This is a genomic window from Arthrobacter sp. ATA002, from assembly GCF_026898095.1.
In the GTDB taxonomy this organism is placed as follows: domain Bacteria; phylum Actinomycetota; class Actinomycetes; order Actinomycetales; family Micrococcaceae; genus Arthrobacter_B.
In genome coordinates this window covers 3,068,218-3,080,998 of sequence record NZ_CP114015.1, presented here as the reverse complement: position 1 = coordinate 3,080,998, position 12,781 = coordinate 3,068,218, and the positions used below count along the sequence as shown (strand labels likewise).

The 12,781-nt window shown below is 69.4% G+C and carries 8 protein-coding genes and 3 pseudogenes; 6 read left to right on the top strand and 5 right to left on the bottom strand.

The genetic code is table 11. The features are described from left to right. The first annotated feature begins 70 nt into the window (after nt 1-70). Complete coding sequence (locus OL239_RS15160; RefSeq protein ID WP_268909605.1) at nt 71-1,552, top strand: NAD-dependent succinate-semialdehyde dehydrogenase; 1,482 nt, start codon at nt 71-73, stop codon at nt 1,550-1,552. A gap of 39 nt (nt 1,553-1,591) precedes the next feature. On the opposite strand, the gene OL239_RS15155 is transcribed toward OL239_RS15160, so the two are convergent. From OL239_RS15155 to OL239_RS15135, 5 genes and pseudogenes are all read right to left on the bottom strand, one after another. Continuing rightward, a complete protein-coding gene (locus tag OL239_RS15155; protein ID WP_268909604.1) occupies nt 1,592-4,039 on the bottom strand; it encodes a transglutaminase family protein in 2,448 nt (815 codons plus the stop codon). Continuing rightward, nucleotides 4,036-4,677: a hypothetical protein gene (locus tag OL239_RS15150; RefSeq protein ID WP_268909603.1), complete on the bottom strand. Its 642-nt coding sequence runs from the start codon at nt 4,675-4,677 to the stop codon at nt 4,036-4,038. The genes OL239_RS15155 and OL239_RS15150 overlap by 4 nt, the downstream gene beginning before the upstream one ends. 137 nt (nt 4,678-4,814) lie before the next feature. Then, nucleotides 4,815-5,120, bottom strand: coding sequence for a DUF58 domain-containing protein (locus OL239_RS15145; protein ID WP_268909602.1), 306 nt, complete (start codon nt 5,118-5,120; stop codon nt 4,815-4,817). Next, a complete protein-coding gene (locus OL239_RS15140) occupies nt 5,117-5,539 on the bottom strand; it encodes a hypothetical protein (RefSeq protein ID WP_268909601.1) in 423 nt (140 codons plus the stop codon). Before OL239_RS15140 ends, OL239_RS15145 begins: the two co-directional genes overlap by 4 nt. A 59-nt stretch (nt 5,540-5,598) precedes the next feature. Then, nucleotides 5,599-6,677 (bottom strand): annotated as a pseudogene (locus OL239_RS15135) (AAA family ATPase). Between the two features lie 188 nt (nt 6,678-6,865). On the opposite strand from OL239_RS15135, the gene OL239_RS15130 reads away from it, so the two are divergent. From OL239_RS15130 to OL239_RS15105, 5 genes and pseudogenes are all read left to right on the top strand, one after another. Beyond that, a complete protein-coding gene (locus tag OL239_RS15130; protein WP_268911786.1) occupies nt 6,866-7,723 on the top strand; it encodes a TatD family hydrolase in 858 nt (285 codons plus the stop codon). A 360-nt stretch (nt 7,724-8,083) separates the two neighbouring features. Continuing rightward, nucleotides 8,084-8,581 (top strand): ubiquitin-like domain-containing protein, encoded by a 498-nt coding sequence (locus tag OL239_RS15125; RefSeq protein WP_268909600.1) that lies wholly within the window; start codon nt 8,084-8,086, stop codon nt 8,579-8,581. A 32-nt stretch (nt 8,582-8,613) separates the two neighbouring features. After that, nucleotides 8,614-8,859: a G5 domain-containing protein gene (locus OL239_RS15120; protein WP_268909599.1), complete on the top strand. Its 246-nt coding sequence runs from the start codon at nt 8,614-8,616 to the stop codon at nt 8,857-8,859. Between the two features lie 1,931 nt (nt 8,860-10,790). Continuing rightward, nucleotides 10,791-11,686 (top strand): annotated as a pseudogene (gene rsmA / locus OL239_RS15110) (16S rRNA (adenine(1518)-N(6)/adenine(1519)-N(6))-dimethyltransferase RsmA). A 77-nt stretch (nt 11,687-11,763) separates the two neighbouring features. Continuing rightward, nucleotides 11,764-12,759 (top strand): annotated as a pseudogene (locus tag OL239_RS15105) (4-(cytidine 5'-diphospho)-2-C-methyl-D-erythritol kinase). Nucleotides 12,760-12,781: the final 22 nt, after the last annotated feature.

Here is a 12,781-nt window from a genome sequence, read left to right as displayed (position 1 = left end):
CGCATACGGTGAAGTTCAGATGACGGGCGAGGCGCCCGGGTAACGACCGTAAAGTTTTGGAGGCATCCCCATGGATATAACTGCTGACCGAGAAGCCGCCCTGCTGGCCCAGGTGCCCACCGGACTGCTGATCAATGGTGAATGGCGGGACGCGGAGGGCGGAAAAACCTTTGACGTGGAAGACCCGGCCACCGGAAAAGTCCTGCTGAGCATCGCCGACGCCACAGCCGCCGACGGCGCCCTCGCGATGGATGCCGCCGCCGCCGCGCAGGACGCGTGGGCCAGGACAGCCCCGCGGGAGCGCGGGGAGATCCTGCGCCGGGCCTTTGAGCTGGTCACCGAGCGGGCCGAGGACTTTGCGCTGCTGATGACCCTCGAGATGGGCAAACCGCTGGCCGAAGCCCGCGGCGAGGTCGCCTACGGCGCCGAATTCCTGCGCTGGTTCTCCGAGGAAGCAGTCCGCGTCTCCGGCCGCTACGGCATGTCCCCGGACGGCAAGTCCCGCCTGATGGTGAACAAAAAGCCGGTGGGTCCCTGCCTGCTGATCACGCCGTGGAACTTCCCGCTGGCCATGGCCACGCGCAAGATCGCCCCCGCCGTTGCCGCCGGCTGCACCATGGTGCTCAAACCCGCCAAACTCACCCCGCTGACCTCACAGCTTTTCGCTGCGGTGATGGTCGAGGCCGGGCTGCCCGCCGGAGTCCTGAACGTGGTGTCGACCACCTCGGCCGGCGATGTCACCGGACCGATCATGAAGGACGAGCGGCTGCGCAAGGTTTCCTTCACCGGCTCCACTCCGGTGGGTCAGAGCCTTATCCGCGACGCCGCTGACCGGGTGCTGCGCACCTCGATGGAACTCGGCGGCAACGCCCCGTTCGTGGTCTTCGAAGACGCCGACATTGACAAGGCAGTCACCGGTGCGATGGCCGCCAAGCTGCGGAACATGGGCGAGGCCTGCACCGCGGCAAACCGGTTCATCGTGCATGAATCAGTGGCGGACGAGTTTGCGGAAAAGTTCGCTGCCAAAGTCGGCGCCATGACCACCGCCCGGGGCACCGAGGACGAATCCACAATTGGCCCGCTCATCGACGCCAAGAGCCGGGACAAGGTGCACTCGCTGGTCGTGGACGCGGTCGACGGCGGCGCCGTGGCTGTTGTGGGCGGCGCGCCGGTCGATGGACCGGGGTACTTTTACCAGCCGACCGTGCTCAAGGACGTCGCCGCGGACGCCCGGATCCTCCAGGAGGAAATCTTCGGCCCCGTGGCCCCGGTCGTCACCTTCGCCACGGAGGACGAAGCCGTGGCTCTGGCCAACAACACCGAATACGGACTCGTCGCCTACGTTTTCACCGAGGACCTGAACCGCGGTCTGCGGATCGGCGAAAAGCTGGAAACCGGCATGCTCGGCCTGAATGCCGGGGTCGTGTCCAACGCCGCAGCACCCTTCGGCGGCGTCAAGCAGTCCGGACTGGGCCGCGAAGGCGGAGCCGAAGGGATCGAGGAATACCTCTACACGCAGTACGTCGGCATTGCCGATCCGTCCGACGGCTAGGTGCGGCCGCTCCGGACCGTGCGACGGCCCGGGGCCTGCCTAGCGGCGGAACCGGGATGCCAGCGACGCCGGGAAGTACCGTGCCCGAAGCCGGGCGGTCCACGATGCTGAGGCGGCGAGGCCGTCCTGCACCGCCGTGACATCGGCCCAGAGCCGGCCGGCCCGGTCATCCGCCGCACCGCCGGTTCCAGGCCCGGGCTCAAGCCCCCGCCCGGGTCCGGGGGCACCCCGGACGGCGCCCGGTGCTGCGTAGACCTCCTGCTCATAGGCCTCCCGGAGCCGCTCCAGGGCGAGCGAAGGACCGTCCGCCAGCCGGGCATCGTCCGCCAGGCGCGCGGCGTAGGCCCGGGGTGACTCGGATTTCGCCGGTACATGGCCAAAGTCCAGGCCGGTGTCGGCGGCCTCATCCCAGGCCAGGGAAGCAGGCCCGGAGGGCGGCCGGTTGGGACCCGCCGTTCCTCCGGCACCGCTTGGAGGCCGGCCGTGGCCGGCCACTCCGCGCCGGCGGAGACGGCGGCGGCGGACCCGCAGCGCCCACGGGCTCAGCAGTGCAGCCGCGGCGGTGACGACGGCCAGTCCGGCAGCTGCGGCTTGTCCCACTCCGGTGTCAGCCGGTTCCACCGGAGCCGACGGGGCGGGCGCGGGCGGCGGAACGGCGGGCTGCGGAACGGTTTCCGGCAGCGGCCGGTCAACGTTGAGCAGGTCGTCCGGCCCGGGAGTTTCCTGAATGTCGGGACGCGGCTGCAGAGCATACGAGGGGACGGACCCGCGGGACGGAGTCGGCTCAAACCGGACCCAGCCCATGCCCTCGAAATAGAGTTCCGGCCACGCGTGCGCGTCCCGGGAGTCCACCTCGTACTCCCTCAGGTCCTGCCCGCGCAGGTTCTGCACGGTGTTTCCGGTGGACCGTCCGGGCGCGAACCCCAGGGCCATCCGGCTGGGGATGCCTGCGTCCCGGGCCATGACGGCCATTGCCGCCGCGTAGTGGACGCAGTAGCCGGATTTTTCCTCGAGGAAACGGTCCAGGACGTCCATGCCGTTTCCGTCGTAGCCGCCTTCCACCGGGGCGTCGAGTGAATACGTGAAGTCCTGGCCGCGCAGATAGGCCTGGATGGCCATGGCCTCTTCGTAGGGGCCGTTGGCCCGGGCGGTGGCGGTGCGGGTCGCTTCGCGGATGCTTTCGGGCAGGTCCTCCGGAAGGTCGGTGAAGATCGAGTCAACGGCACCCTCCGGCGCGGGTTCCAGCACCCGCAGGGAGTCGGCGGAGATGGTTCGGGATGCGCTCTGCACCTCGTAATCCAGGCGCGTCGTGCCGTTGTTCGCCTCGGAAATGATGGTCATGTTTTTCGGATCCCAGCTGAACCGGCCGGCAGCGCCGCTGACCTCCACCGGAGCATAGGGGGCCAGGAGCCAGGGACTGGCATAGGTATCGGACCGGACCCGGGTGGTGACCGTCGACACGCCCCCGGCCGGCCCGTCCCCGTCCTCCGGAACCATGTCCTCCAGGCCGGACCGGCGCGTATCCGACCGTAGATCCGGTGCCCAGCGCTGGCCGGAGAAGTCTTCCAGCGTGGTGGAGCGCAGGTAGACGGCCTGCCCCGAATCGGTGGCGTAGCGGATCCGGCCCGATGCCGAAGGCTGGCGAAGGTCATTGCCCAGGGCGACCACCGGGTTCAATCCGGATTGGCCGGTCCAAATGTTCAGCCGGGATCCCTGCGGAAAGGTCCCCTGGTTGAATCCCGGGAGGGCGGCGGGCACGGCCAGTGCGGCGACGAGTGCCGCGGCGCCGATTCCCGCGGCGATGCCCAATTGCCGGCCCGGCGGGCGGCGGTCGGCAGGTGCGCTGCGGGGACGGTCCTGCCACGAGCCCGTGGCCAGGATCAGCAGGTATCCGGCGCCGGCCAGGATAAACGGGAACACCCCGATGCTGTCCGGCTTCAGGACCGCCGGCACCGTGAGCAGGGCCAGCAGGCCGAGTCCGCTGGCTGCAGGCATCCGCAGGGTGGTGGCGAGCGTGTCCACCAGCAGCGTAATGAGACCGGTGCCCAGACAGGCGATGAAGACAATTCCCGGATCGGACAGCACCGGAGGCACCTGGTTCATGATGGTGGCCTGCGCTTCGTTGATGAGCTGCCCGCTGCGGTTCAGCGTCGCGCCCGTGGGCAGCAGCCCCAACAGGGCCGTCGAGGCCGCAAACAGCCAGGTCAGGACCAGGGCCAGGGCAGCCAGCCCGGCGGCCGGAACCAGGGCGGTGGGGACCCGGAACCGGCGGGCAGCGGCCATGGCGGAGACCACGGCGGCGGCAGTGAGGAACAGCGGCGGAAACCAGGCCCAGCCGTCGAAGACGCCGTGCAGGCTGTAAGCGCACAGCAGCACCGCGGCGGCGCTGGCTCCCGCGGAGGCCCAGTCCCACGGCGGCCGGGCACGGGCTGCGGGCGGGGGAGCGGCAGGGCCCTCAAGCGGCGGCCGGGTCAGCGTAGCGGTCATGGGCGGTCCTCACGGGTGATCGATGCAGCGGCGGGCAGGACGGCGGGAGCTCCGAAGGACGCCCAGATTCGGGCCAGGTCGGATTCCGGGGTTGCCGCTGCGGCGTCCCACCCGCCGGCCCGAAGGACCGCAAGCGCCGGAGCGGCGTCGGCCAGCCGGTTGACGACCAGGACGGCGCAGGCCCGCGATGCATACTCGGCGGCGGGTGCCAGCCGCTGTGCTTCCCCGGCGGACAACCGGCCCAGCACCGCCAGCAGGGGGCCGCGGCGCCGCTGGGCCAGGGAATCCAGGAGGGCATCGCCAAAGGCCCGCCCGCCGCCCTCCGGCTGGTCGGCGCCGGATGCTCTGTCTCCGGACGGGCCGGGCCTGCCGTCCCTGCGGTTTGCCGCCCGGCCGGCGGAGGGGCGGCGGCCCCGGCGTCCCTGCCGTCCCGGACCTTCGGCGGCGCCGCTGTCGGGAGTCCGTACCCGTTCCGGAGGGCGCGATTCGAGGCCCAGCGCCGCGAGCCCGTCGGCGATGTCCTGGAGGCCGGCGGGCCCGGTGAAGGTGCGTTGCCGCGGATCCGGTGCCGAGGGCGAATGAAGCAGGGCAGGCCGGGCGAAAGCGTCCAGCAAGTGCAGCGAGTATCCGTTGTCCACCAGGTGCGCAGCGGCGGAGACCGCGGCCGTGACGGCCCATTCAAAGGACTCGGAGGTGGACAGGCCGTTGCCGCCCGCCGGCTCCAGCCACGGGGCGGAGCCGACGCCGCCCGCATGGCATCCTTCCCGCGCATCGATCAGGAGCGCCGCGCCGGGGAGGTGACGGGTTCTTCCTGCCGGACCATTAACTCCCCGTGCCGCGCCGTTGCCGCCCAGTGCACCCGCCGCATGGGATCACCCGGTCGGTATTCCCGCGTGGACACGTCATCTTCGCTGGGGCTGCCGCGGCGCGGACTCGAGACCGACCCCTCGGTGCCGCGCGGGCCGCCCAGCAGTGTGCGGGGCAGGGGCCGCGGGGCGGGCGCCACCACGAGGGAGTCGGTGGCTCCCAGGGTGTGCTGGCGCCGTGAAAGGCCAAACAGATCCTGGAAGTCCGCCGTCACCGGTCCGATGGGAAAGAGCCCGCGCCGCGTGGAGCGCAGCTGGTATTCATAGGTGCTCGCGCCGCCGGGCCGGGGAAGCGCGCCGGATACCGGAACACGGGGCTTTCGCCAAAGCGCAGGGGCAGGCCTTCGCGCATGGTGGCGCTCTCCCGCACCGGGCGCGGTGTACGCAGGGACAGGGTCACCGTGACCGGCGTCCCGGTTTCCACGGTCGAGGAACTGAAGGTGCGTTCGACGTCGAACACCGGCTTCACCAGCCGCAGGGCAAGGGCGGACAACAGGGGCAGTGCGAGCAGGAACACTGCGAGAACAAGGACGTCCCGGCGGCCCATCACCTGGGCTATGACGAGCGCCGCCGCGCCGGCCAGGGCCAGGCCCCAGCCGCGCGGAGTGAGGAGCCGGGTAGTTGCTGATTCCATGGAGCCTTCCCGCAGCTGGAGTTGCCGTCACATTGGATACTGCCGGACCCGCACCCTAACTATCTGCGCATGCGCTCGCCGGCGGGACTGCGGGGAACCGGAACCCGGGAAAGGAGGTGCGCCAGCAGTCCGCCGGGTGTGTCGCCGGAGCTGGCCGCCTTGCGGTCGAGGATGAGCCGGTGCGCCAGGACGGAATCGGCCAGGCGTGAAATGTCGTCGGGCAGGACGAAATCCCGTCCCGCCAGGGCGGCATGGGCCTTGGCCGCGCGCAGCAGCTGCAGCAGCGCCCGGGGCTCGCGCCAAGCCTCAAGTGGCTGTGTTCACGGGTCGCCTGCCCAATGGCCACGGTGTATTCCTTCACCGCGGCGGACACGAAGATCTCCCGGACCCTCGCCGTCATGGCGGCAATGTCACCGACGTTGACGACGGCGGCCACCTTGTCCAGCGGCGACGTGGACTGGTGGGATTCGAGCATCTCGATCTCAGACCGCGTGTCCGGGTAGCCCATGGAGATCCGGGCCATGAACCGGTCCCGCTGGGCTTCGGGCAGCGGGTACGTGCCCTCCATCTCAATCGGATTCTGGGTGGCCACCACCATGAACGGTTCGGCCAGCCGGTAGGTGCCGCCGTCGACGGTCACCTGCCGCTCTTCCATGCATTCCAGCAGGGCGGACTGGGTCTTGGCGGACGCACGGTTGATTTCGTCCCCGATGACGATGTTCGAAAAGACGGGGCCCCGGCGGAATTCGAAGCGGTGGGAATCCTGGTTGTAAATGGACACGCCGGTGACGTCGGAGGGCAGCAGATCCGGCGTGAACTGGATCCTGGTGACGGAACAGTCGATGGTCCGCGCGAGCGTCTTGGCGAGGAGCGTTTTTCCGACGCCGGGCACATCCTCCAGCAGTACGTGCCCCTGGGCGAGCAGGACGGTCAGCACCAGGGACGCCGCTTCCTCCTTGCCGTCGATCACCGTATTGATCGACGTCAGGATCCCCGAGGCTGCCTGCTGAAAGGCTTCGGCCCCGGATGGTGCGTCCGCCGGGCGGTTCCAGGCTGCCGGTTGTCCGGGGGCCGCCGCCCCGGGGAGGCCCCCGAAAACGGTGCGGTGGCTGCAGCTGGAGTTCGAGCGTCCATGGATACCTTCCAAGCCTCGGCGGATCGCTCGGGAGCCCGGGACCGGGAGCCGCCAGCGACGCGGTAAGGCCTCCGCCGGTTCGGCAGCGGCCTTATGTCTGTACAGGTTACAAGCTCACTTAGGGTTAAGGACATGTGTAATGACAGTGGTTATGTTCCGGGCGAAATCCCTTCCGCGTATCTGGACTTTGCATCCGGTTCAGGAAAACCTTACCCCCGGCACCGGAACCGCTGCCGGTTCCGGTGATCGACAACCACACCCACCTCGATTTCGCCCCCGGTGAAGCCGGCGCCGCAGGTGTCCGGGCGGCCATGGACGCTGCCGAATCGGCCGGCGTCCGCGGCGCCGTGCAGGTGGGCACGGACCTGGAATCGTCCCGCTTTACCGTCAGCGTCCTGGACAGGGAACCGCGGCTGCTCGGCGCGGTGGCCATCCATCCCAACGATGCTCCGGTGCTCGCCGGTGAGGGAACCCTGGAAGCAGCGCTGGAGGAAATTGAAGAGCTGGCGCGCCACCCGCGGGTGCGGGGCATCGGTGAGACCGGCCTGGACTACTTCCGCACGGGGGCGGACGGCGTCGAACACCAGCAGTATTCCTTCCGCCGGCACATCGACATTGCCAAGCGGCTGGGACTGGCCCTGCAGATCCATGACCGGGACGCCCACGACGACGTCGTGCGGGTCCTGCTGGAGGAGGGCCCGCCGGAGAATGTTGTCTTCCACTGCTTCTCCGGGGATGCGGAGCTGGCGCGGACCTGCAATGAGCACGGCTGGAACATGTCGTTCGCCGGTACGCTCACCTTCAAGAATGCCGGGAACCTCCGCGGGGCACTCGCCGTGGCGGAACGGCGGCTGCTGCTGGTGGAAACCGACTCGCCGTTCCTGACTCCGCATCCGTTCCGCGGCCGACCGAACGCCAGTTATATGGTGCCGCTGACGGTCCGGTTCATGGCCGGCCAGCTGGGGGCCGGCCTGGCCGAACTGGGGACTGACCTGGTGGCCAACACCGAGCGTGTCTACGGTTCCTGGGACAGCAGTTCGGCTCGGTGATGCGGAACACCCCTGTAGCAGCGGTCACAGCAGGCGCAGAAACCCCGGGTTGCCCTCACATCACAGTTCGGTTACGGTAGGGACCTATTAGCCGGGGTCGGGGAAGGCGCCGGAACTAATACCGAACCACACACCGTCCTGTGAACAGTTGCGCGCTCATTTCATCTGAGATGCGGCGATGCTCCTGTGCCTGGCTGCGGTTGAGGTTCCACGCCTGTGCAACGCTCCGCCCTGTGCGATTCGGGGACCAACGGCTGCCGCGCGCCCTCATCCCCGTGCCCGGAATCTCTTAACGTTTGGAATTTCGTGGCACATGCACTCGTGAGGCGCGGGGTAAAAATCACCGGGCAGGCCGTTGTCATGGTCGCCCTCATCCTGGGGATGGTGGCCTTTGTGGGCACCAACAAGTCCGTGTCCCTGACGGTCGACGGCCAGAGCAGTGACGTCAAGACGTTCGGCGGCACGGTCGCCGAGGTCTTGCAGAAGGCGGACATCCAGGTCACGGCAGCGGACCGGGTCAGCCCGGATTTGGACACCGAGATCACCGACGGCGCCAGCATCGAGGTCTCCACGGCAAAAACCGTGGACGTCACGCTCGACGGCGAAGGCCATACGGTGAGCACCACCGGCCAAACCGTGGCGGACCTCGTTTCCGAACTGCGGGTCTCCTCCAATTCCGCCGTTTCCGCTTCGCTCGACACCGCACTGACCGGGTTGGAGGATCCGCTCGCGATCTCCACGCCCAAGACGGTCACCATGGTCCTGGACGGCACGTCGTACGAGCGCCCGACGACGGCGGGAACCGTCGACGAGCTGCTGGACGAGGCCGGGATTACCCTGGGGCCACCGACCGGCTGACCGTTCCGGGAACCGCCGCCCTGGTGGACGGCATGGCCCTGAAGGTCACGCGCGTGCAGCCCGGTGAAAAGGATACGGTCACTGAACCCGTACCCTACGAGACCACCGAAGTGCCCGATCCCAACCTGCTGGAGGGCGAGAAGAAGGTCACCGCCAAGGGCACGCCCGGTGAAATCGTCCGCGTGTTTGACACTGTCCTCGTCGACGGAATCGAGGCCAGCCGCACCCTGGTCAGCGAATCGGTCGCCTCTGCGCCGGTGGCCGAGAAATTGCCGTAGGCACCAAGAAAAAGCCTGCCGCTCCCGCTCCCTCGGCGCCGGGAGGCACGGCGTCGCCGGGCGGCGCCGCACCGTCCGGAGGAACCTGGGCCGCGCTGGCGCAGTGCGAATCGGGCGGAAACTGGCACATCAACACCGGAAACGGTTATTCCGGCGGACTGCAGTTCAGTGCTTCGAGCTGGCTGGGAGCCGGCGGTGGCCAGTACGCTCCGATCGCTGCGGGCGCTACCCCGGATCAGCAGATTGCCGTCGCGGAGAAACTGCGGGCCAACGGCGGCTGGGGGCACTGGCCCGCATGTGCCGCCAAGCTGGGCCTGCTCTAGCACCGCAGCACCCCACCCCACCCCGCGCTGCCGGACGGACCGGGACCTGTCATCAGGTCCCGGTCCGTCCGGTTGCTCCACCGAGTTTCCCGTCCGCGCTTCCGTGGCCAGCCGCCCGGCATGGCCGGCGCGGTCCCGCGCGCCCGCCGTAACGAACGCGGCGGCGCTTTTGTCCAGGAACTCCACCGATTCGCGGCAGCGGCCCAGTGCCGAGAGGCTCATGGCCAAATGCAGGGCCACTTCGCCGGTGTCCTGCAGCGAAAGCGCGCCGCGGCGGTTATAGACATCCCGCAGCGTCCGCACGGCGGACGCATGGTGTCCGCCCAGCTGCAGCCACCGGCCGCGGCTGTGGAGAGTGGACAGCGACTCCTCGTCGCCGCCGCCCACCACCGACAGCGCAGTTTCCGCGTGCATCATGCACTCCCGGGTGGCGGCGTCGTGCAGCCCTCCGGCCAGCCGCATGGCGGCCGAGGCGCGGTTGAAGGCGGCCCATACTTCGAGGTCGGCGTCCGGGGTCAGGAGTAGACCGGCCCGGGTGTGGTGGCGGACCCCTGCGGTAATGCTGCCGCGCCGGAACGCGACGTTGCCCACTGCCCAGAAGCCCTTGCCGGCCACCTGCCGGTCCGCCGTGGCTTCAAGCAGGGGGATCAGGAAGGTTTGACAGTGCCCCCATGCTTCGTCCTGCAGGCCGCTTTCCGACAGTGCCGCGATCAGGGCCTGGTAGACCTCAATCAGTGCCGCATTGTCCAGCCGGACTGAGGCTGACAGTTCCAGGGCCCGCCGGGCATGGCGGACCGCGTCGGGCAGGCGTCCGGCACCCTGGCATGCTGTGGCGAGCAGCGTTTCGGCCTGTGGGCGCAGCGATTGTCCTTCGGCTGCCAGCGGATGCTGAGCCAGCATTTCCGCCTCCGACATGCACTCGGGGTACTGGTGCAGCCGGCGCAGGCAGGCCGCCGAGAGGAAGGCGAGCTCCCACCAGCCCCCGGATCGTCTTCGGCGAGCGCGGCGTCGGCCGCCAGCTGGGAGTACTTCCGTGCGGCCGGGTAATCGCGCTCATCCCAGGCCTGCGCCGCGGAAAGCGCCAGGAACGTGCGGCTGTCGGTTCCCGGCTGCGGCTGGGGGAAGCCCCGCACCGCCGTGAGCCGCTCCGCCAGCAGCCGGACCGCTCCGCCGGTTGGTTCCCGGCGTCCTTTTTCCAAAGCCGAAATGTCCCGGGGGCCGAAGACACCGGCCCCCAGTTCAGCCTGTGTCAGCCGGCGGTCCGCGCGAACGGTCTGCAGCCGGTTTCCGAAGGTTCTGCCCATTGCCATTCCCGCCGATCTCGGGCCGCGGGACACTTGAAGAGTGCCCCCGCGCAGAATGCTACCGACCGCACTTCGGGGGCGGCAGGGTGCGGCCCCATTCTGGAAAGGAAACACCATGAAGAGGAATCCATGGCCCGGCCGGGCCGTGACCAAGGTGGGAAACTGGCCCGACTGACCTGCTGCCCGCCGCCCTCCCGCCACCCGTCATGGGGCCCGCCCGCGGGCCCACCCGCGGGCCCGCTCCGGTGCCCGCCCGCACAGGCCGGCCCCGGTCCGGGACGGTGCGCTCGGCTAGTATTACTCAGTGACTGAATCCGCTTCTGCCTCCCGCCCGCCGGTAAAACCGCTGCTGGGTGCCACCGACATCCGCGCCCTCGCCGAGGAGCTGGGAGTTCGGCCCACCAAGACCCTCGGCCAGAACTTCGTGATTGACGGCAACACCATCCGCCGGATCGTCGCTGCGGCAGGCATCGGACCGGACGAGACGGTCCTCGAAGTCGGTCCCGGGCTGGGATCGCTGACCCTCGGGTTGCTGGACGCGGCCAAGTCCGTTGTCGCCGTCGAAATCGATCCCGTTCTGGCGGAACGGCTGCCGGCCACCGCTGCCTCCTGGCGGCCGGAACAGGCGGAGCGGCTGCACGTGGTCCTCGGGGATGCCATGCGCATCACTGAGCTGCCCGTGGAACCCACCGCGCTGGTGGCCAACCTGCCGTACAACGTGGCCGTGCCCGTGGTGCTGCACCTGCTGGAACGCTTCCCCTCGCTGCAGCACGGCCTGGTGATGGTTCAGGACGAAGTTGCGGACCGGCTGGCTGCGGTGCCCGGTTCCAAAGTCTACGGGGTGCCGTCGGTCAAGGCAGCGTGGTACACCACCATGCGCAAAGCCGGCGTGATCGGCATGAACGTCTTTTGGCCGGCTCCGAAAATCGCTTCCGGGCTGGTCGGCTTCACCCGGCACGAACCCCTGGAGACCACGGCAACCAGGAAGAAGTTTTCGCCGTGATCGATGCGGCGTTTGCCCAGCGCCGCAAGACCCTGCGCGCGGCCCTCGCCGGCTGGGCAGGCAGCCCGGGCCAGGCCGAAAACGCGCTGCTGGCCGCCGGCGTGGATCCCAAGGCCCGCGGCGAAGTCATCGACATCCATGCCTTTGCCCGGATCGCCGAAGCCAAGGCCGCTGCGGGCGGCGCGGCATCGCTGTAGGCGCCGGTGCCCGCACCCCCGGCATTAACGGCGCGGGCGGCGCTTGTTCTAAGTTGGAAGGTATGAGCGCAGCAAACATGTCCTCCGCACCGGCCCCGGAGGCAGCACCGGCCCCGGCGGCAGCACCTGCCTCAGTACGGGTCCGCGCCCCGGGAAAGATCAACGTCTCCCTGCGCGTCGGCCCGCTCCGCCCGGACGGGTACCACGGCGTCGCCAGCGTTTACCTGGCGGTGTCCCTGTTCGAGGAGATCACGGCCACCGCCACTGCAGACCCCGGCATCAGCGTCACAGTGGAGAGCGACGGCGCCCTGCAGGTGCCGGTTGGCGGTATTCCGCTGGGCCCGGACAACCTGGCCGCCCGCGCGGCGCGGGCGCTGGCCGCCTACGCCGACAACCCTCCGGGGTGCACCTGCACATCACCAAGCGCGTTCCGGTCGCCGGCGGCATGGGCGGCGGATCAGCCGACGCCGCGGCGGCCCTCGTTGCCTGCGATGCCCTCTGGAACACGCATCTGTCCCGTGAGGAACTGGCCGGCGTCGCGTCCGGGCTTGGCGCGGACGTTCCTTTCGCTGCTCGGCGGCATTGCCGTCGGACTGGGGGTGGGGGACCGGCTCACCCCTGCCATTTCCAAGACCCCGCTGCACTGGGTACTGGTTGCCTCCGACGCAGGGCTCTCCACACCGGCGGTGTACCGCGCGCTTGATGCGCTCCGTGAGGAGCAGCAGGTGCAGGCGGAGGAGCCCGACGGCGTGGAACCGGCTGTCCTCGCCGCCATGCGGTCCGGGAATGCCCGGGAGCTGGCAGCCGTTATTTCCAATGACCTGCAGGACGCCGCGCTGAAGCTGGCTCCGGAACTCGCGGCGGTGCTGCACCGCGGGAAGCAGCTGGGGGCCCTGGCCGGCATGGTCTCCGGATCCGGACCCACCCTCGCCTTCCTGGCCGAAGACGCGGTTGCCGCGGCGGCGCTGGAAGCGGCCCTGCGCGGCGAAGGACACCGCGCACTGGCTGTCGAGGGCCCGTTCACGGGGCCGGGCCGGCTGGCGCATAGCACTGCACCACCCGTACATTCCTAACACCACAAGAAAGTAGTACCGA